The following is an 18672-nucleotide window of genomic DNA, read 5'->3' as shown; positions in this document are numbered from 1 at the left end:
CTAATGTAAGAATATCTAAATTCAGGTCTAATCCTCGAAGCCGTATAGTACCGCCTCGCGAGCAATCGTCGAACGGAGAGTGTCATCGAAGCGGTGAATCTCTCGGACTGCGCCGAGACGTCCGAGTACAGATGCCCTCGCCATCGAAGCCGACGACTCGAAAAAGGTACGGCGACGAGACGGCCGTCGCCGCCGTGCTCGTCACGAGGGCGCTGGCGAGTCTCGTGAGTCTGGCGACGTCGCTACTGTCGCTCCCGCCGACGCTCGTCCTCGCTGCGGGTCTCGTCGCCTCCGCGCTCCTCACGGCGACGCTCGCGGTCGCCTCCGGGGCGTACGCCGCCCGAGCGTTAGAACGATACCGCCTCTAACCTGCCCGTTTCTCCGTCCATTGACCCCCTTTCGCCGTCCCCGCTCGCCGTCCCCGTTCGTCGGTCTCACAACGGTTCGAGCGGGACTGAACGCGATGTAAACGACCGTTTAAACCCCGACGGACCCGACCGCGGTTCGTCGATTTTACACCGCTTTACGCTCGGGAGGCGGACGGCTCGCCGCCGACCGCGCTTCCGGCGTCTCGCCGCTGGTGAGGCGCCGGACCCCGCCCGTCGCTCGTCACGGTGGCGTTCTTCGGTTTGGAGCGCGTGAGCACCCGTTACGGAGACTGTATCTCCGAATTCAGACATTGGCAGATAGTGACTAACACGAACACAGGCTCTCATTAACTAAGGATATTCAAGCCCATTGACTCGATATGGGATTCGAATGGGTGGCGTACTTCGAGTGTAGCGCGTGCGGAACGGCCGAACGAGCGGACGTCATCGAGTACGACTGCTTCGGATACGCAGTGTGTCCGGCTTGCGGCCACGGAACCGGACCGGTCGCTCGTGCGAACTCGAACGCGAACTCAGGTGCGAGCGCCGACGGCGACGGTCGGACAGCGCCTTAATCGTCCGCGCTCAACGGGGGGCATGGGCTGGACGGAAGCCGAGACCACGGACCGACTGACCGAGTGGGAACGAGACGACGGATGGGCGACGATACGCCTGCGAGAGAGCAGAGCGGGTAGATGGGTCGTTCGACTCGACCGACTCGAACAGGCGCCGGACGGCCAAACCTACCGCCGCGACTCCGCCGAGACGCGCGAGGCGGCGCTCGAACTCGTCGACGAGTGGCAAGCGGCGTTCGACGTGCCGGGGACGTGAGCGCCTTCGAGCGCCCCGTCAGTACTGTCCCAGCACACCGAGTCGTCGCGCCCGACGACTCGCGACGCCGAAAACGTACGCGCCGACGGCGAGATAGCCGACCGCGGTCGCCCCGAGGACGGCGAGGTCCGTCGCCGGGAACTGCCAGAGGGCGGTGCCCTGCGTCATCGCCTCGCGGAGGAGCGCACTCCCCAGCGCCAGTGGCAAGAACCGAACCGCCGGAACCGCCTCCACCGGGGCGGCGATGAGCGCGACGAACGCGAACTGGATCAGCTGAAACAGGTTCTCGATGCGCTTGTAGACGAGCGCGAGGCCCGCGAAGACGAAGCCGACGCCGAGCGCCGACGCGATGGTCAACACGCCGACGGGGACGACGGTGAGTAAATCGACGGAGAGCGACCGCCCCGTCGTCACGAGCATCGAGGCGAGAATCACCGCGCCCCACAGCAGGCTAAAGCAGACGTTCACCGCCGCCTTCGCCGCCATCACGCGGCCGAACCCGAACGGCGACATGAACAGTTGTTCGAGCGTCCCCCACTGCGCCTCGCGGGTCACGTCCCACGCCAGTCCCGAATAGGCGACGATGGTCATCGTGAACAGGAAGAAGCCGACGATGATGGCGTTGAGCGACTCGCCGAACGCCGCGCCGCCGACGGCCCGTCCGCCGAAGAAGATGAGCGCGAAGAAAACGTACAGCCCGAACACCTGCGAGACGGTGTTTATCGGATAGCGAATAATCAGCGTGAACTGCTTTCGCGCAATCGCGACGAGCAGTCGAAGCCACGGCCGGACGCCGGTCGTGACCGCCGGTTTCGTCGCACCCGACGACGGCGACTCGCTCACGCGTCGCCTCCGTCGGGTTCGGGATTTTCGACGTGCTCCGTGCCGGAGTCGCCCCCACCGCCTGCGTCGACGGCCACCGACGGCCGGTCGGGGCGGACTCTCTTCTCATTGCGGTCGGTCAGCCCCAAGAACGCGTCCGTGAGGTCCGGGTCGACGCTGTCGATGCGTCGGAGCGAGACGCCCGCTTCGCGGAGGACGCCAAGCAGTTCGTACAGCCGGTCGCCGTCGGCAACCGAGACGGTGACGCGCGTTCTGTCGGGGTCGGTGGCGTCGTCGTCGCTCTTTTCGGCGAGTCGTTCCCACTCGGAGGCGTCGTAACCCGATTCGAGTCGCTCTCGAACGCTCGGCGGCACGTCGCCGTCGAGGACGAGGCGGTACGACTGCGTCCGGAAGAGGTCGATGAGATTCTCCACTGTGTCGTCGGCGACGATTTCGCCGTCGTCGACGATGACGACGCGGTCGCAGACGTCCTCGACGACGCTCATGTCGTGGCTGCTCAGCACGATGGTCATCGCCTCGCGCTCGGCCAGTCGCCGGAGTTCCCGACGGAGTTCGAGCGAACTCTCCACGTCGAGACCGAGCGTCGGTTCGTCCAGAAACACCACGTCGGTGCCGCGCGAGAGCGTCGCCGCTAGCGATGCCTTCTGTTTCATCCCGCGCGAGAGGTCGTTGACGGCGGTATCGGCCTTCTCGGCCAGTCCGAGTTGCTTCAGGAGGCGGTCCTGTCTCCGGCGGGCGTCCGCGCGCTTCTGTCCGGCGAGACTGGAGAAGAAGTCGAGATTCTCCCTGACCGACAGTCGCCAGTAGACGTTGCGCGCGCCCTCTAGCATCGCGGCCACGCGGCGGTACGCCCGCCGCGTGTCGCTCTGAACGTCGATGCCGTGGATGCGCACTTCTCCCGCCGTCGGAACGACGAGCCCCAGCATGCATTTGATGGCCGTCGTCTTCCCCGCGCCGTTGGGACCGAGAATCCCGACGACGGTCCCCGCCTCGACGTCGAGCGAGAGGTCGGAGACGGCGCGGACGCCATCGTCCGTCTCGTCGCCGTACACTTTCGTGAGGTTCCTGACGAAGATTGCCGGCGGGGACCGTGTGCCGTCCATGCCGGAACTGGCGGCGGCGACGGCTTAACGGTTTGCCGGCGTCGTCGAGGGGCGGCGGAGCGTCCGGCGACGTCGCCCGCCACGTGTCGAAGACGGTTTACTCCCGGCGGCCGACGGTGAGACGATGAGACCGAACGAGGCGGTCGGTGTGTTCTTTCTCGCCGTGGCGCTGGTGTCGCTCGTCCTCACGGCCGTTCCTGTCGCCCCGTGGTGGCCGCTGTCGCGGCCGATTCCCATCCTCGCGTGGGCGGTCATCGGGTTGCTGATTCTCGGCTTCGAGCGGCGGAATCGGCGAAAGAGCCGGTAGCGACGGCGTCGCTCGCGCCAGTCACGAAAACCGGAGTGCGACGGCAGGTCGGCTACGAAGAGTAACAAACTGACATTACTGCCTCGATACCCCCGAACGTCGGCGCGCTACCGGACCGTTTCGGCTACTGCTGTAACCGTTTGGTCGTCTCGATGAGCGGGTGGCGCGCGTAGTCGACGATGTCGATGTCGTCGATGGAGGAGAGTCCCTCCTTCTCGGCGGTTCGCTGCATCCCGAGTTCCACCACGTCGTCGACGACGATGACGTACGCGTCCATCTCCGACATCTCGATTCGGTCGGCGGCGAGCACTCGGTGGTGGCCGTCGGCCAGGAGCATCGTCCCGTCGTTGTCGATGACGACGAGCGGTTCGGCGAGGCCGCGTTCAAGTTCGTACTTTCGACCTTCGAGTTCGTCGGCGTAAACGCGCCCCTGCGTCGGAATGAGCGAGGAGAGTGAGATCTTTCGGCGCTCCTCGTGGACCGACACGTCGTGAATCTGTTCGAGCGTCCGCATCAGTTTTCCCACCTTCTCGGGCGTCGCGCGCTCTATCTGGCTTCTGATGACATCGGTATTCGAGATAATCCCGACGAGGTTGCCCGCGTCGTCGACGACGGGCAGTTTCTGGATACCCGACCGGAGGATGACGCGGGCGGCGTCGGTCAGCTTCATTTCCGGGTGGGCGACGATGATGTCGTCGGTCATCACGGTGAAGATGGGGGCGTCGTCGTCGGCCATCAGGATGTCGCGGGCGTTGACGAACCCTTCGACCTTCCGGCCGTTACAGACGGGAAAACCGTTGTGCCCGTCGCTTTCGACGATTCGGTGGGCGACGTTGCCGACCGTGTCGTCCGGCGAGACGGTCGACACCTCCCGAGTCATGTACGCTTTCACCGTGGCGTTTCCCGACATAGGCGGCGATACGAGAGCGGAGAGCAAAAGCGTGGTGTCGGGTGTCGAACCGCAGGTTTGCCCCCCGGTTTCGTTATTCGACTTCGATCAGTGGTTTCGGTTCTTGGCTTCGCTTCTCAGGTTCGGTCCTCGAGCGGGAACTCCAGCGCCAGCGCCTCGGCGTCGCTGACCTCCGGCGCGGGCGCGGTGTCGAGCGTCTCAAAGAACCGACCGCTGACGATGCCGCGGACGACGTCGGTCAGCGACTCCTTGGCGTCGTCGCCGACGTCTTCGAGGATGCCGAGCGGGAGTTGCGCGCCCGCCATGTCGGCGTGGCCGCCCGCGCTCCCGATCTGGCCGAGCGCGTCTCTGAGCGTCTCGCCGAGGTCGATGTCGGATCCGCGTGCGCGCCCGGAGACGTAGACGGTCCCGTCCTTGTAGCCGTAGACGAGCGACACCTGCACCCCCTCCATGTCGAGCAGTCGCTCCGCGGCCTGCGCGAGCGCGTCTCGGTCGCGTATCTCACCGACGCAGGAGGCTACCGCGGTGCCGTGAGTTTCGCGGTTGCGGATGGCGCCGGCGATCGTCTCGAACACGTCGGCGCTCATGCTCGGCGTCTCGACGCGTTCGAGCACCGACACGTCGACGCGTTCGAGCAGGTACGCAGTTGCCTCGAAGTCGGTTTTCGACACCTCGCGGGTGAAATCCTTCGTATCGACGCGGATTCCGTACAGCAGCGCCGTCGCGACCGTTCTATCCAGGTCGCGGCCGAGTCGCTCTAAGTAGTCGGCCAACAGCGTGCTCGTCGCGCCCACCTCGCTTCTGAGGTCGACGAACCGGGCTTCCACGGGCGCGCGCGGCGGGTGGTGGTCGATGACGATGTCGACGAACGTCTCGGGGTCCAACCCGTCGTTGACGCCGGGTCGCGAGTGGTCGACGAGCGCGATACCGGCGTACTGCTCGAGCTCCTCCGGCGACTCGACGTTCCGCAGCGAGAGGTCCAGCAGGTTGACCAGCGCACGATTCTCCTGGTGAGATATCTCGCCGAAGTAGCAGGCGTCGGCGTCGACGCCGACGTACTCGGCGATGCGACAGAGCGCGACGGCGCTCGCGATGGCGTCGGGGTCTGGGTTGTCGTGGGTGACGACCGCGAGCGGGCCGTCCAACTCGCGGAGCACCGTGAGCAGTCGACGGAGGCGGCGAGCGGGTTCGCGGTCGACCATCTCGACGACGTGGTCGGTCAACACCGCCGTCGCGTCGACGACGCGGTCGGCGGCGGCGACGAGTTTCTCGATACAGTCGGGATCGACTTCGACCCCCGCGTACGAAAGGACCTGGGCGTTCGGATACCGACCTCTCGCGCTCTGGATGGCTTCGATGTTACACTCGGCGTCCTCGCCCACGACGAGGACGATGTCCGCCGTCGGTGGGTAGTTACTCGAGTCGGTCGGGTCGCCGTGGGTCGCCCGGATACCCTCCTCGCGGAGCGACGTCACGCGTTCTCGATCGTCGGTGACCACCCGAACGCGTCCGGAGCGCTCCGACAGCATCTCCAGTATCGCGTGGCCGACCGGACCGCAGCCGAGCAGCAGCCACCTCACCATACTCGACCGTTCGGTCGCCTCCGGGGAAAACCCTACCGTCCTCGCGGCGTCGCGCCGTGACGAACGGTGACGAGCGGTGATGTGCGATGGCCCGCAGCGTTCGATTTCCGAACTCACCGATAGCCGCCGCAGATGCGGTTACGAGAGACCGAGCCGAAACGAAGCGGAGCGAGCACGAAAAGCGGCGAAAAGCGAAACGGAACTCAGGCGAACAGCGTCGCCGCGACGGTCTGCGCCGTCTCGATGACCGGCGGGAAGCCGGGCAGGAGCAGGACGGTGGCGACGGCGGCGAGCATGACGGCGGCGTACAGCCCGACGGGCTGGCTACCGAGTTCGAACGACCCGCTCGGGTCCTCGAACCACATCGCCCGCACGACGCGGCTGTAGTAGAACAGCGACAGCACGCTGTTGAGCGCGCCGACGACGGCGAGCCACCAGAAGCCGTTCTCGATGGCCTCGAAGAACAGGAAGTACTTCGAGAAGAAGCCGCCGAACGGCGGTAGACCGGCGAGGCTGAACATGAAGACGGACATCGCGACACACGCGACGGGCGCCTTCGTCGCCAGCCCGTTGTAGTCCTCGAACGTGCGGCCGACGCCCCAATGCTCCACCATCGCGATGAAGAGGAACGCGCCGGTGTTCATGAAGCCGTAGACGAACAGGTGCGCCATGCTCGCGCCGAGCACGTTGCCGTTGGCGCTGCCGCCCGCCGAGAGCGCCGCGAGACCGATGAGCGCGTAGCCGGCGTGACCGATGCTGGAGTACGCGAGCATCCGCTTGACGTTCTCCTGGGTCGCCGCGGCGAAGTTGCCGAGCGTCATCGTGACGATGGCCAGAATCTGGAACGCGAGCACCCAGTCGATTCCCGCGGGAGTCGTCGCCAGCGGGAACGCCTCGACGAAGACCCGGAACGCGACGGCGAACCCGGCGGCCTTCGAGGCCGACGAGAGGAACGCCGACACGGGCGCGGGCGCACCCTCGTACGCCTCCGGCGCCCAGAAGTGGAACGGGACGGAGGCGGTCTTGAACGCGAAGCCGCCGGCGACCATCAGCACGCCGAGACCGGCGACGCCGACGAGTTCGCCCTCGCCGGCGAGCGCCTCGGCCACGTCTGCGAAGATGAGCGACCCGGTGGCGGCGTACACGAGGCTGATACCGAACGTGAGCACCGCCGCCGAGAGCGCGCCGATGAGGAAGTACTTCAGCCCCGCCTCGACGCTGCCGCGGTTCTTCTTGAGGTACGCGACGAGCACGTACGACGGCAGCGAGGAGAGTTCGAGGCTGACGAGCACCGTCGCGAGCGAGTTCGCCGACGCCATCAGCGCCATCCCGCTGGCGGCGAACAGCACCAACGAGTAGAACTCGCCCTGGTTCTCGTGCCCGCGCAGGTAGTCGTAGCTGGCGATGGTGACCATCGCGACGACGCTCGTGAAGATGGCCGTGAAAAACAGGCTCATCCCGTCGACGACGATAGCGTCGGCGAACAGCGTGATCTCTCCGCCGGTCTGACCGGTTCCGGCGGCCAGATACCAGGCCGTCACCGCGAGCGACGCGACGGCACCGAGCGTCGAGACGCCCGCGAGCAGCGCGCTGTCGGTCGAATCAGGGTCGATGCTGTCGATGAGTAGGAGCACAAGCCCCGTGATGGCGAGGATGAACACCGGCGCAAGCGCCGTCCACTCGGGCAGTTGTCCCGCCTGAAGCGGCGTCGCGAGCGCGGCGAGCGACGCGAGCGCCGTCATTGCAGCACACCTCCGATGACCGGGTCAACCGCGTCGGTGATCATGTTGAAGAATATCTCCGGTGCGACGCCGAGCGCGATGATGCAGACGAGCAGCACCGCGAGCGGTAGCGTGTCGTGCAGCGGCGCGGGACCGACCTCGTAGTCGGTGTCGAGGCGGAACGGCCCGAACAGCGTCCGCTGCATCGCGAACAGCAGATAGCCCGCGACGATGACGATGCCGAACATCGCCGCCGCCGTGAACAGCGCGAGGCCGTTTCCGGCGATAACTGTCGACTGGAACGCGCCCGCGAAGATGAAGAACTCCGCGGCGAAGCCGGCCATCAGCGGCAGACCCATGTAGCCGAACGCGCCCGCGATGAGGATACCCGTCGTGACGGGCATCCGGTCGGCCATCCCGGACATGTCGCCGACCATCCGAGTGTGGGTCGTGTTGTAGATGACGCCGACCGACATGAACATCAGTCCCGAGATGAGACCGTGGGCGACCATCTGGAACGTCGCGCCGCCGACACCGTAGGCGGTGTAGGCGACGAGGCCGAGGATGACGTACCCCATCGACGAGACAGAGGAGTACGCGACGATGCGCTTGAGGTCCTGCTGTGCGAGCGCGAGCATCGCGCCGTAGATGACGCTGATGACCGCGATGGCCGCGATGAGCGGCGCGTACTCGACGGCGACCTCCGGCAGCATCGTGAAGTTGAATCGAAGCAAGGCGTACGTCCCCATCTTCAGGAGGACGCCCGCCAGCATCACCGACACCGGCGTCGGCGCTTCGACGTGAGCGTCCGGCAGCCACGTGTGCACCGGGACGACCGGCACCTTCACCGCGAAGCCGAAGAACATCGCCGCGAAGGCGACGAGCTGCAGCGTGCTCGCGTCGAGGCCGTAGAACGACCCGAGTTCGCCGGCGCGCAGCGCCTGCGCGATTTCGGGCAGCGCGAACGACGACGTTGAGTCGCCGAGACCCAGCACGAGCGCCATGAAGCCGATGAACATGATGAGCGACGCCGCGTTCGTGTAGACGAAGAACTTGATAGCGGCGTACTTCCGGCGCGGACCGCCCCAGACGCCGATGAGGAAGTACATCGGCACGAGGACGGCCTCCCAGAAGATGAACCAGAGGAAGAAGTCCAGCGCCGTGAACACGCCGAGCAGGTTCGCCTCCATGAACAGCATGAGGCCGAAGAACTGCGACTGGCGGTGCTGAATCGGCGTCCACGCGCTCACGATTGCGAGCGAGGTGAGCACCGTCGTCAACACGACGAGCGGCAGACTGATGCCGTCGACGCCGACGTACCACGAGATCTCGTAGCCTGCGACCTGCAGCCACGGGATGACTGTCTCGAACGCGGTCTGGCCGCCCTGCAGCAGGGCGTTGCCGGACGCGTCGAACTGCGACCACATGTAGAGGCTCCCGAGGACGGGAACCAGACTGAGAGCGAACGCGCCGCGGCCGGCCAGTCGGTCCGGAAGGACGAACGTGACCAGTGCGGCGACGAACGTGAATGCGATGAGCGCTTCGATTATCATACGAACCAACCTCCGCTAACGCCGACGATGACGAGTAGTGCGATGAGTCCGAGCGTCAACAGCGCCGCGTAGTTGCTGACCACACCCGTCTGGATGCGGCGGACGCGACCGCCCGAGAACAGGCTGACGCTGGAGATGCCGTTGACGACGCCGTCGACGACGCCCTGGTCGAACTTGTCGGCCGCGCGTGAGACGCCGCGAGTGACGCCGTTGGCGAGCCACACCTGGTACTCGTCCTGGTAGTAGTTGTTGAACAGTACCGTCTTGATGCTCCCGAGGCGGTCGGTGTGTTCGACCGGTTCGGGGACGTTGTACAGCGAGTAGGCGAGCGCCGACCCCGCGAGCGCGAGGCCCAGCGAGAGGCCGCCTGACAGCAGCACCGTCACCAGTTCGCTGCCGATGGAGCCCGTCGAGTATCCCGCGTAGTCGTGGACGAGTTCGCCGTAGTACTCGCTCGTGAGGCCGGCGGGGCCGTGGGCAAGCCAGTCGTGCAGGAACTCGATGTGTAGCCCCGTCAGCTTCGCCACCGGCACCATGTTGATGAAGCCAGCGACGACGGCGAGCACGCCGAGGACCGCGAGCGGCCCTTTGACGTTCCAGCGGACGCCGTGCGGGTTGCGCGCCGTCTCCGTTCGCGGCTTCCCGTGGAAGGTCAGGAAGACCATTCGGAAGGTGTAGAAGCCGGTGAAGAACACCGCGAGCAGACCCATCGCCCACGCGGCGAGCAGCAGCGGACTGCCGCCGAGACCGTGTGCGAGCGCCTCGTAGAGCACCTCGTCTTTCGACCAGAAGCCCGAGAACGGGAAGATGCCCGCGAGCGCAAGCGACCCGGCGAGGAACGTGTAGTACGTCGTGGGCATGCGCTCCTTGAGGCCGCCCATGTCCCACATGTTCTCGTTGTGGTGCATCGCGATGATGACCGACCCCGCACCCAGGAACAGCAGCGCCTTGAAGAACGCGTGCGTCATCAGGTGGAAGGTTGCGGCGATGTAGCCGCCCGAACCCAGCGCGAGCATCATGTAGCCGTACTGGGAGATGGTCGAGTACGCGAGCACCTGTTTGATCTCGCGCTTGACGACGCCCATCGTCGCCGCGAATAGGGCGGTGAAGCCACCGATGAACGCGATGATGGCGAGCGTCGTCGGGGTGAGCGCGTAGAAGCCGTACATCCGGGCGACGAGGTAGACGCCGGCGGCGACCATCGTCGCAGCGTGGATGAGCGCCGACACGGGGGTCGGACCCTCCATGGCGTCGGGCAGCCACGTGTGCAGCGGGAACTGCGCGGACTTGCCCACGACGCCGCCGAGGACGAGCAGGCCGACGACGGTGAACCACGCCTGCGGGTCAAGTCCGAAGAACGTGGTCACGTCGCCGCCCTCGCCCGCGAGCGCTGCCTCCGCGAGCGCCGGGAAGCTTCCCTCACCCGCGAACGCCGCCGTGCCGAACGTGGCGAAGACGGCGACGACGCCGACGAGGAAGAAGTAGTCGCCGAAGCGCGTGACGAGGAACGCTTTCTTCGCCGCGCTCGGCGGCGCGTCCTCGCGGAACCAGAAGCCGATGAGCAGGAACGAGCAGAGCCCGACCAGCTCGAAGAACATGAACGCCATCAGCAGGTTGTCCGCGACGACGAAGCCGAGCATCGACGCCGAGAACAGGCCGAGACCGGCGTAGTACCGTGGAAGACCGGTCTCGCCCTCGTCATTCATGTAACCGAGGCTGAACACGTGGACGAGGAACGCGATGAGCGTGACGATAAGCAGCATCATCGCCGACAACGGGTCGATGAGCAGTCCGAACGTCAGCTCGAACGGGAGCTCCTCCCCGCCCGCCCACGTGTACAGTGTCTGTTGAAGCGTTGCGCCGCCCGCTACCGTCAGTACCGTCCATATCGAGAGCAGCAGCGACCCTGCGGTGGCCGTGATGCCCGCGAGCGCGCCCCCTTTGGGCATGTACTTGCCCGCGAAGAGCGCTATCAGGAACGAGAAGAACGGCAGGAGAACGATCGCCGGAACGAAGTCGAATGCACCTACCATAGTTTACCACCTCATAGACGTCGCGTCCGTCACATCTACGTCGCCGAAGTTGCGGTAGAGCGCGAGGATGATGCCGATGCCGACGGCGACCTCCGCGGCCGCCAGCGCCATCGTGAACAGGCTCAGCGTTTGGCCCGTGACGTTGCCCCAGTAGACGGAGAACGCGACGAGGTTGATGTTCGCTGCGTTCAGCATCAACTCGACCGACATCAGGAACAGCAGCGCGTTCCGGCGCGTGAGGATGCCGAACAGGCCGATGCAGAAGATGGCCGCCGAGAGCAGCAGGTAGTACTGCGGCGGAACCATCAGTGGTCACCTCCCGCGGTCGCGTCGTCGTTCGTGCTCGCCTCACCGCCGTCCGCTCGCGCGGCGGGACCGCGTCCGTCGGCCGGTTCGCTGCCGCTCGTCGGGTCGTCGCTGCGTACTTCGTCGACCAGCGCGGTCACCACTTCGCCGGCCTCCTCGCGCTTGGCGAGGTAGACGGCGGCGTCGATGGCGACGTCGAGCGCGATGGCCATGATGAGAAACGCCGCGAGGAACCCCTCGGCGCTCACGATCTGTTGCTGCAGTTGGTCGGCGGAGATGTCGAACATCGCGTAGCCGATGCTGGCGACGATGCTGACGTCGGCCGGGAACCCCTGCGGCGCTCCGAACTCCGCCTGCAGGAATACAACCGCCATCACGACGAACAGTCCCAGGGCGGCCAGCCCCGGAAGTAGGTTCGAGTCGTCGTTCAACTGCGGTTTGGTCGTCATGTGCTACTCACCTCCGGATCGGTCCGCGTGAGCATCACGGCGAACGTGATGAGGATGAGGACCCCGCCCACGTAGACGAGCACCTGCATCGCTGCGAGGAATTCCGCCTGCAGCATCACGTAGTGTACCGCGACGCTCAAGAGCGCGCCCCCGAGCAGGAGTGCGGAGTGCCAGACGTCCCGCACGAGGACGACGCCCACGCTGCAGCCCACGGTGATGAGGGCGAACAGCGCGAACGCGAGGGTTTCATAAACCATTGTGTGTGTCTCCTTGAGGTATCCGTTTGAAGGTTTCGAGAACGCGCGACGCACCCGACTTCGGGCGCGTCGGCCTCGATTACTGGTAGTCGACCTCGCCGTCTCCCTCGCCGACCCACGCGTCCCGGTCGGGGTTGCGCGAGTTGAGGGGGTCGATTCCCTTGTACCAGGGGACGTTCTTGAGCTGTTCTTTGTTGTAGACGAACTCGTTTTTCGTGTCCGCCGTGAACTCGAAGTTCTGCGTGAGCAGGATGGCGTCGACCGGGCAGACCTCCTCGCAGAGTCGGCAGTAGATACACTGGCCGATGTGGAGGTTGTACTGCTCGCCGTTGCGCTTGTCGTCCATTACGATCTGAATCGTGTCGTTCGGACAGACGTTCTCGCACTGGCGACACCAGATGCAGCGCTCCTGGCTGAACTTGTGCACGCCGCGGAACCGCGGACTCACCTCGGGGGCGACGTCCGGGTATTCGACGGTGAACGTCTGCCCGTCGAGGGCGTGTTTCATCGTCGTTGCCATCGATTTCAGGATTCCGATCATGCTATCACTCCCACGATGATGGCCGTGAGCACCAGGTTGGCGAAGGAGAGCACGAGCATCCCCTTCCAACCGATGTCGAGCAGCTGGTCGATGCGGACGCGCGGAATCGCCGAGCGCGCCCACTGCGTGAACAGGAACACCGCCCAGATCTTGATGAGGAACCAGACGAAGCCCGGAATCACGTTGAGCGCGGCGATGGGCGCCGCCGGGCCGCCGAGGAACAGCGTCGCGATGAGCGCGCCGCCCAGGAAGATGTGGAGGAACTCCCCGAGGTAGAACAGCACGAAGTAGACGCTGGAGTACTCGGTCTGGTATCCGGCGACGATCTCGGTCGGCGCCTCCGGGATGTCGAACGGGTTGCGGCCGATCTCGGCCATGTTGGCGACGAGGAACAGCACGAACGCGAACGGATTGACGAACGCGAACCACTGCGGAATCGTCAGACCGCCGCCGAGGCCGATGAGCGGCTCGCGCTGCACGGCGACGATTTCGCTCATCTGCAGCGTGCCGGTGAAGATGACCACCGACGCCGCCGTGACGATGAGCGGAATCTCGTAGGCGATGTTCTGCGCGACCGCGCGCAGACCGCCCATCAGCGAGTACTTGTTGTTCGAGGCGTAGCCGCCCATCACGAGCGACAGCGACGCGATGGAGGCGACCGCGAACGCGAACACCAGTCCCGTCTCCGGATCCGCGAGCTGGATGCCGCTACCCATCGGGATAACGGCGAAGCCGAGAAGCGCCGACGCCGGCAGGATGATGGGCGCGAGGTCCCACGCCGGGCGGTCGACCCCGTCGGGGACGATGAGCTCCTTCGAGAGCAGTCGCACCGCGTCGGCGACGATGATGAACAGGCCGAACGGCCCGATTCGGTTGACCGCGATGCGGTCGGTGAACGCCGCCGTAATCTTCCGCTTCGCCCACGGACCGGCGACGGCGGTCATCGTCAACATGATGTTCGCGATGAGGAACGCGGCGATGAGTCCGCCGACGACCTGCCCGAGCAGTCCGTCGCCGAGACCGATGAGGTTCGCGATGCGTTCCGGAAGCAGTACCGGTCCTTGCTGTAGCAGGTTCATCGGTCGACCTCACCGAGTACGATGTCGAGGCTTCCGAGCGATGCGATCATGTCCGGCACGTACTCGCCGTTCGACATCTCCGGCAGCGTCTGCAGGTTCGAGAAACACGGGCTTCGAATCTTGAAGCGGCCGGGTTTCTCGGTCCCGTCGGCGCGGATGTAGATGCCGAGTTCGCCTTTCGCGCCTTCGACGGCGCGGTAAATCTCGGTGTCGTCGTCGGGGCGGAGCGTCCGCGGTACGTTCGACTGGATGTTCCGCTCGTCTTCCGGCCAGTCTTCGAGCAGGTCGATGCACTGCTCGATGATCTTCGCCGACTCCTCGACCTCCTTCATCCGCACGAGCAGCCGCGAGTAGTTGTCGCAGCCGTCCTCGACGACGACGTCCCAGTCGAGGTTCTCGTAGTAGCCGTAGGGGTCGTCGCGGCGCAGGTCGTAGTCGACGCCCGACCCGCGAAGCACCGGCCCGGTCGCACCGTAATTCTTCGCAACCTCCGGCGGCAGCACGCCCGTGCCGATGGTGCGCGACTGCAGAATCTCGTTGCCGGTGATGAGGTCGTGGTACTCCTCGAGCGCCTCCGGCAGTTCTTCGAGGAAGTCGCGGGTCTTCTCGAAGAACTCTTCGCGCGGTTCGGGGAGGTCCCAGACGACGCCACCGAGGCGGAAGTAGTTGAACATCAGCCGCTGACCGGTGAGGTCTTCGAGGATGTTCTGGGCCTTCTCGCGGTCGCGGATGGCGTACATGAAGATGGCCGTGAAGTCGCCGTACACGTCCAGCGCGAACGTCCCGACCGCCAGCATGTGCGCGGCGATGCGGCAGAGTTCGGCACCCATCGTCCGGATGATCTGCGCGTACTCGGGAACCTCGATGTCCGCGAGATCCTCGGCCGCGCGGGCGTACGCCCACTCGTTGAGCAGCCCCGCCGAGATGTAGTCCCAGCGGTCCGGGTACGGCATGATCTGATACCGGTAGGTGCTGTTCTGGCACATCTGCTCCTCGCAGCGGTGGAGGTAGCCGATGTCGGGTTCGACGTCGGCTACCTGCTCGCCGTCGAGCGTCGCCTTCAGGTGGAGCACCCCGTGGGTCGCCGGGTGGTGCGGCCCGATGTTGAGGTACATCGTTTCCGAGTCCTGGTCGTCCCTGTGGTCCTCCTGAAGCGGGTTCGCGTGCTCGCGGAGGGAGACGACCTGCGGACGCTCCTGGTCGTAATCCTTCGCCAGCGGGTGGCCCTGCCAGGTCTCCGGCAGGAGTATGCGCCGCATGTCGGGATGACCTTCGTACTCGATGCCGACGAGGTCGTACGCCTCGCGTTCGTGCCAGTCCGCCGTCCGGAACACCGGTTCGGCCGACTGGCTCACTGGGCTATCCTTCGCCGTCGGCACGACGACGCTGACCTCCTGCGTCGGGTCGACGAACTTCTTGAGGTGATAGATGGACTCGTAGCGGTCCGTCCGTTCCTCGGCGGTGACGCAGGAGAGGTGGTCGAAGCCGGCCTCGTTCTTGAGCAGTGAAAGCGTCTCCTGGACCGCGTCCGGCGGGATGACGAACCCGGGCGCGTTGATGTGCTCTTCGCGTCCGATGACGAGGTCGCCGAGCAGGTCGGCGAGTTCGTCGGCGCTGTGGCGCTGGACGCCCGCGTTCTCGGGCTCCTGCTCTTTGGTTCGTTCCAGACTCATGGTGAATCTGCCCAGTTGTAGCGCATCACGAGGTCGTCGGTGTCGATCTCCTGTGCGAGTTTGTCCACGATCTCGTCGCGTTCGAGGTCGCCGAACTGTTCGAGTTCGTACGGCTTGACGACGACCGGCGAACTCTCACCGTTGGCGATGCGCTCCTGGAGTTTGGCGACGCCGTAGACGAGCGCCTCGGGGCGGGGCGGGCAGCCGGGGATGTGGATGTCGACGGGGATGACCTCCTCGGCGCCCTTGATGACGTTGTACCCTTCCTGGAACGGGCCGCCCGAGATCGTACACGAACCCATGCCAACGACGAACTTGGGTTCGGGCATCTGGTCGTAAACGCGTTTCATCCGCGGGGCGAACTTCGAGACGATGGTCCCGGGGACGATGATGACGTCCGCCTGTCGCGGCGAGGCGCGGGGGACGCCCGCCCCGAACCGGTCGAGGTCGTGTTTCACCGCGTACGTGTGCATCATCTCGATGCTGCAGCAGGCGATACCGAACTGCAGCATAAACATCGAGGAGCCACGGACCCAGTTCATGAACTTGTCGAACTTCGTGAGGATGAACGGCGACGAACCGAACGCCTCCCGGAGTTTCGAGTTGAACCGGTCGTCTGCGCCCGCTATGCGGGCGTCGCGGGTATCGGTCAGTACTTGTGAATCGTCTGTGACGAATGGCTGGTCGCTACTCATGATTGCCTCTCAGTCTTCCGACGAGTCGCGCGTGGGCTTTTGACCCACTCGACCGCGCCGTTGCGCCACGCCCAGAGGAGACCGACGACGAGAATTCCGATGAAGACGAGCATCGGCGTCAACACCGCTGCGAGACTGACACCCTGCTCCAGTGCGGAGCGATAGATGACGGTCCACGGGAAGATGAGGACGGTTTCGATGTCGAAGACGACGAACAGCAGCGCAACCATGTAGTACTGAATGTTGAACTGGATGCGCGCGGTCCCCGTCGGAATCTCACCGCTCTCGTAGGTGGCGCTCTTTCCTTGTTCCGGCACACTCGGGCGTAGGAGCGCCGACACCGCCATCATCCCAATCGGGATGCCGATGCCGACGACCGCCAGTGCGCCGATGGCTATCCATGGATTCATACCGGAGTTTCCAACGTCCGGCGCTTGGGTGTGCTACCCTATAAGCGTTGATTCTTGCCTCCTCGGGCGAAAACGAGGCCGTCGAGTCCCGAGAACGCGATTCGGCCCGGAGCGCCGGGCGACACGTCGGTATTAGCCCTTTCGGCCCCTGTAGCCGTCGAGTCCGAGTCGGTGGAGTTCCCGCGACGCCTCGGCGACGTCACCCTGCAGACCGTCGTGATACTCGACCAGTCGGTCGACCAGTTCGTCGTGCGCACGCGAGAGAATTTGCCCCGCAGAGAGTCCCGCGTTGAACGACTTTCCGGCGTCGACGGCGACTATCGGCGCGCCTGTCGGCATCCCGATGACCGAGTTCACGGACTTCTCCTGCACTGGAACGCCGATGACCGGGAGGGGGTAGGCGATGGAAGCGGTCATGTTGGGGAGGTCCGCGGACTTCCCGCCCGCGCCCGCGATGATAACTTCGACGCCGCGCGCGCCCGCCGTCTCTCCGTAGGCGTACATCAACTCGGGCGTCCGGTGCGCGGAGACGACGTAGCTCTCGAAGCTAAACCGCGAGCCGGGCGCGTCGTCGTACTCTGTCTGCTCTTCGAAACCCAAGGTTTCGAGCGCCTCGTACGCGCCGGCCATCACGTCGAGGTCCGAGTCCGAACCCATGATGATTCCCACGTCGGGCGTCTCCTCAGTCGGTCGCTCCTGTTCGGCTTCCGCTTCCAACTGGTCGATGAGGTCCTGTATTTCGTCGGTCATTCTGCTGTCTCCGTGGTGTTTCCGAAGGTCAGTTCGTCGGTGAGGCCACGCGCCGTCGCGAGCAGATCGTCGGTTGTCCCGCGTTCGCCGGCTGCGTCCTCGACGAGCGTCACGTGGCCCATCTTCCGCAGCGGCCGAACTTCCCGCTTGCCGTACCAGTGAAGCCCAGCGCCCGGCGTCGACAGCGCGCGCTCGACGCCCCGGAGTTCGGCCTCCCGCGTCTCGCCCACGTCGCCGAGTATATTCGCGCTGACGGTGACGCCGCGGCGCTCGGTCGAACCGAGGGGCCACCCGAGCACCGACCGGGCGTGCTGTTCGAACTGGGAGGTCAGCGCGCCCTCGATGGTCCAGTGCCCGGAGTTGTGCGGCCGCGGCGCGATCTCGTTCACCGAAACTTCGCCGTCTGACTCGAACAGTTCGATACCGAAGACGCCGCGGCCGTCGAGCAGCGACAGCACGTCGAGGGCGACCTCCTCCGCTCGTTCCCGCACCTCGTCGGTTGTCCGCGCCGGGACCACCGTCTCGCGCAGAATCTCGTCCTCGTGGACGTTCTCGCCAGCGGGGAACGTTCGTAGCTCTTCGTCGCCGCGGACGGCGATGACGGAGAGTTCGCGTTCGAACTCGACGAACGACTCGGCCATCGCGGGCGCGCCGCCGAGCTCCGCTAGCGCGTCTTCGGCCTCGTCGACCGATTTTACGGGGACGTTCCCGCGGCCGTCGTAGCCGCCGGTGCGGGCTTTCAGCATCACGGCACTGAACTCCTCGACGGCGGCTTTCAGGTCCTCGACGTCGTCGACGCGGCGAAAGGGCGGGACGGGTACGCCGGCGTCTTCGAGCGTCTGCTTCTGGACGAGTTTGTCCTGAATAGTCCGCAGCGTCTCCGGCGAGGGGTGGATGGCGACGCCGTACTCCTCGCGAACCGAGTCGAGCACGTCGGGGTCGGCCAGTTCTATCTCGAACGTCAGCACGTCGGCGCGCTCGGCGAGTTCGCGGACGCCCTCGGGGTCGTCGAACGAGCCTTCGACCTGCGTGGCGACGGCCGACGCCGGGCAGTCGGGCGTCGGGTCAAGGACGACGACGTCGACGCCGAGCGGTGCGGCCGACTCAGCGAGCATCCTGCCGAGTTGGCCGCCGCCGACGACACCGATGGTCGGACCGGGGAGCGTGAGAGTCACGGTCGCCCGGTTGTGGACGTTACTGCATAAACGTTGCTCACTCGGAAGACAAATAGACACGAACGTGTGTACGTCGTCCGCCGGT

General features: G+C 65.5%; 20 protein-coding genes. 3 read left to right on the top strand and 17 right to left on the bottom strand.

The features are described from left to right. Positions 1–131: 131 nt before the first annotated feature. Positions 132–368: a hypothetical protein gene (locus tag LAQ58_RS09045; RefSeq protein ID WP_224447122.1), complete on the top strand. Its 237-nt coding sequence runs from the start codon at positions 132–134 to the stop codon at positions 366–368. 597 nt (positions 369–965) lie between these two features. After that, positions 966–1199: a DUF7543 family protein gene (locus LAQ58_RS09040; RefSeq protein WP_224447121.1), complete on the top strand. Its 234-nt coding sequence runs from the start codon at positions 966–968 to the stop codon at positions 1197–1199. 18 nt (positions 1200–1217) lie between these two features. Here the strand turns inward: LAQ58_RS09040 and LAQ58_RS09035 are convergent, their stop codons facing one another. Beyond that, positions 1218–2042 (bottom strand): ABC transporter permease, encoded by an 825-nt coding sequence (locus LAQ58_RS09035; RefSeq protein WP_224447120.1) that lies wholly within the window; start codon positions 2040–2042, stop codon positions 1218–1220. Then, positions 2039–3145 carry an ABC transporter ATP-binding protein gene (locus tag LAQ58_RS09030; RefSeq protein WP_224447119.1) on the bottom strand — a complete coding sequence of 369 codons (1107 nt, stop codon included), beginning with the start codon at positions 3143–3145 and terminating at the stop codon, positions 2039–2041. Before LAQ58_RS09030 ends, LAQ58_RS09035 begins: the two co-directional genes overlap by 4 nt. 124 nt (positions 3146–3269) lie before the next feature. Here LAQ58_RS09030 and LAQ58_RS09025 point away from each other — a divergent pair, with 124 nt between their 5' ends. Next, a complete protein-coding gene (locus LAQ58_RS09025; protein ID WP_224447118.1) occupies positions 3270–3452 on the top strand; it encodes a hypothetical protein in 183 nt (60 codons plus the stop codon). 124 nt (positions 3453–3576) lie between these two features. On the opposite strand, the gene LAQ58_RS09020 is transcribed toward LAQ58_RS09025, so the two are convergent. From LAQ58_RS09020 to LAQ58_RS08950, 15 genes are all read right to left on the bottom strand, one after another. Next, positions 3577–4362, bottom strand: coding sequence for a CBS pair associated ParBc domain-containing protein (locus tag LAQ58_RS09020; RefSeq protein ID WP_224447117.1), 786 nt, complete (start codon positions 4360–4362; stop codon positions 3577–3579). Between the two features lie 116 nt (positions 4363–4478). Next, entirely contained in the window at positions 4479–5945 is a 1467-nt protein-coding gene (locus LAQ58_RS09015; protein WP_224447116.1) for a DHH family phosphoesterase, read from the bottom strand. A gap of 203 nt (positions 5946–6148) precedes the next feature. Beyond that, entirely contained in the window at positions 6149–7687 is a 1539-nt protein-coding gene (locus LAQ58_RS09010) for an NADH-quinone oxidoreductase subunit N (RefSeq protein WP_224447115.1), read from the bottom strand. Then, positions 7684–9219 (bottom strand): complex I subunit 4 family protein, encoded by a 1536-nt coding sequence (locus LAQ58_RS09005; protein ID WP_224447114.1) that lies wholly within the window; start codon positions 9217–9219, stop codon positions 7684–7686. Before LAQ58_RS09005 ends, LAQ58_RS09010 begins: the two co-directional genes overlap by 4 nt. Then, positions 9216–11252: an NADH-quinone oxidoreductase subunit L gene (nuoL, locus tag LAQ58_RS09000; RefSeq protein WP_224447113.1), complete on the bottom strand. Its 2037-nt coding sequence runs from the start codon at positions 11250–11252 to the stop codon at positions 9216–9218. The genes LAQ58_RS09005 and nuoL overlap by 4 nt, the downstream gene beginning before the upstream one ends. Positions 11253–11255: 3 nt before the next feature. After that, positions 11256–11558: an NADH-quinone oxidoreductase subunit NuoK gene (gene nuoK / locus LAQ58_RS08995; RefSeq protein WP_224337077.1), complete on the bottom strand. Its 303-nt coding sequence runs from the start codon at positions 11556–11558 to the stop codon at positions 11256–11258. Further along, positions 11558–12007: a proton-conducting membrane transporter gene (locus LAQ58_RS08990; protein WP_425490638.1), complete on the bottom strand. Its 450-nt coding sequence runs from the start codon at positions 12005–12007 to the stop codon at positions 11558–11560. The genes nuoK and LAQ58_RS08990 overlap by 1 nt, the downstream gene beginning before the upstream one ends. Next, complete coding sequence (locus LAQ58_RS08985) at positions 12004–12264, bottom strand: NADH-quinone oxidoreductase subunit J (protein WP_224447112.1); 261 nt, start codon at positions 12262–12264, stop codon at positions 12004–12006. The genes LAQ58_RS08990 and LAQ58_RS08985 overlap by 4 nt, the downstream gene beginning before the upstream one ends. 79 nt (positions 12265–12343) lie before the next feature. After that, positions 12344–12805, bottom strand: coding sequence for a NuoI/complex I 23 kDa subunit family protein (locus LAQ58_RS08980; protein WP_224337070.1), 462 nt, complete (start codon positions 12803–12805; stop codon positions 12344–12346). Further along, positions 12802–13884, bottom strand: a complete 1083-nt coding sequence (locus LAQ58_RS08975) for a complex I subunit 1/NuoH family protein (RefSeq protein WP_224447111.1) — start codon at positions 13882–13884, stop codon at positions 12802–12804. The genes LAQ58_RS08980 and LAQ58_RS08975 overlap by 4 nt, the downstream gene beginning before the upstream one ends. Then, entirely contained in the window at positions 13881–15557 is a 1677-nt protein-coding gene (locus tag LAQ58_RS08970; RefSeq protein WP_224447110.1) for an NADH-quinone oxidoreductase subunit D, read from the bottom strand. The genes LAQ58_RS08975 and LAQ58_RS08970 overlap by 4 nt, the downstream gene beginning before the upstream one ends. After that, positions 15554–16252 (bottom strand): NADH-quinone oxidoreductase subunit B, encoded by a 699-nt coding sequence (locus LAQ58_RS08965; RefSeq protein WP_224447109.1) that lies wholly within the window; start codon positions 16250–16252, stop codon positions 15554–15556. The genes LAQ58_RS08970 and LAQ58_RS08965 overlap by 4 nt, the downstream gene beginning before the upstream one ends. Continuing rightward, the gene (locus LAQ58_RS08960) at positions 16249–16662 is read right to left on the bottom strand and encodes an NADH-quinone oxidoreductase subunit A (RefSeq protein WP_224447108.1); all 414 of its coding nucleotides are present in this window, start codon (positions 16660–16662) and stop codon (positions 16249–16251) included. Before LAQ58_RS08960 ends, LAQ58_RS08965 begins: the two co-directional genes overlap by 4 nt. A 132-nt stretch (positions 16663–16794) precedes the next feature. Further along, positions 16795–17412, bottom strand: a complete 618-nt coding sequence (gene purE / locus LAQ58_RS08955; RefSeq protein WP_224447107.1) for a 5-(carboxyamino)imidazole ribonucleotide mutase — start codon at positions 17410–17412, stop codon at positions 16795–16797. Continuing rightward, positions 17409–18587, bottom strand: coding sequence for a 5-(carboxyamino)imidazole ribonucleotide synthase (locus LAQ58_RS08950; protein ID WP_224447106.1), 1179 nt, complete (start codon positions 18585–18587; stop codon positions 17409–17411). The genes purE and LAQ58_RS08950 overlap by 4 nt, the downstream gene beginning before the upstream one ends. Positions 18588–18672: the final 85 nt, after the last annotated feature.

Origin of the sequence: Haloprofundus salilacus, assembly GCF_020150815.1 — an archaeon.
Taxonomy (GTDB): Archaea; Halobacteriota; Halobacteria; order Halobacteriales; family Haloferacaceae; genus Haloprofundus; species Haloprofundus salilacus.
The sequence above is the reverse complement of the archived record's forward strand: the minus strand, read 5'-3'. Positions and strand labels throughout refer to the sequence as shown.

Coding starts and splice junctions, on each gene's coding strand:
- LAQ58_RS09045 (WP_224447122.1), top strand. CDS start 132: ATGCCCTCGCCATCGAAGCCGACGACTCGAAAAAGGTACGGCGACGAG.
- LAQ58_RS09040 (WP_224447121.1), top strand. CDS start 966: ATGGGCTGGACGGAAGCCGAGACCACGGACCGACTGACCGAGTGGGAA.
- LAQ58_RS09030 (WP_224447119.1), bottom strand. CDS start 3,145: ATGGACGGCACACGGTCCCCGCCGGCAATCTTCGTCAGGAACCTCACG.
- LAQ58_RS09025 (WP_224447118.1), top strand. CDS start 3,270: ATGAGACCGAACGAGGCGGTCGGTGTGTTCTTTCTCGCCGTGGCGCTG.
- LAQ58_RS09020 (WP_224447117.1), bottom strand. CDS start 4,362: ATGTCGGGAAACGCCACGGTGAAAGCGTACATGACTCGGGAGGTGTCG.
- LAQ58_RS09015 (WP_224447116.1), bottom strand. CDS start 5,945: ATGGTGAGGTGGCTGCTGCTCGGCTGCGGTCCGGTCGGCCACGCGATA.
- LAQ58_RS09010 (WP_224447115.1), bottom strand. CDS start 7,687: ATGACGGCGCTCGCGTCGCTCGCCGCGCTCGCGACGCCGCTTCAGGCG.
- LAQ58_RS09005 (WP_224447114.1), bottom strand. CDS start 9,219: ATGATAATCGAAGCGCTCATCGCATTCACGTTCGTCGCCGCACTGGTC.
- nuoL (WP_224447113.1), bottom strand. CDS start 11,252: ATGGTAGGTGCATTCGACTTCGTTCCGGCGATCGTTCTCCTGCCGTTC.
- nuoK (WP_224337077.1), bottom strand. CDS start 11,558: ATGGTTCCGCCGCAGTACTACCTGCTGCTCTCGGCGGCCATCTTCTGC.
- LAQ58_RS08990 (WP_425490638.1), bottom strand. CDS start 12,007: ATGACGACCAAACCGCAGTTGAACGACGACTCGAACCTACTTCCGGGG.
- LAQ58_RS08985 (WP_224447112.1), bottom strand. CDS start 12,264: ATGGTTTATGAAACCCTCGCGTTCGCGCTGTTCGCCCTCATCACCGTG.
- LAQ58_RS08980 (WP_224337070.1), bottom strand. CDS start 12,805: ATGATCGGAATCCTGAAATCGATGGCAACGACGATGAAACACGCCCTC.
- LAQ58_RS08975 (WP_224447111.1), bottom strand. CDS start 13,884: ATGAACCTGCTACAGCAAGGACCGGTACTGCTTCCGGAACGCATCGCG.
- LAQ58_RS08970 (WP_224447110.1), bottom strand. CDS start 15,557: ATGAGTCTGGAACGAACCAAAGAGCAGGAGCCCGAGAACGCGGGCGTC.
- LAQ58_RS08965 (WP_224447109.1), bottom strand. CDS start 16,252: ATGAGTAGCGACCAGCCATTCGTCACAGACGATTCACAAGTACTGACC.
- LAQ58_RS08960 (WP_224447108.1), bottom strand. CDS start 16,662: ATGAATCCATGGATAGCCATCGGCGCACTGGCGGTCGTCGGCATCGGC.
- purE (WP_224447107.1), bottom strand. CDS start 17,412: ATGACCGACGAAATACAGGACCTCATCGACCAGTTGGAAGCGGAAGCC.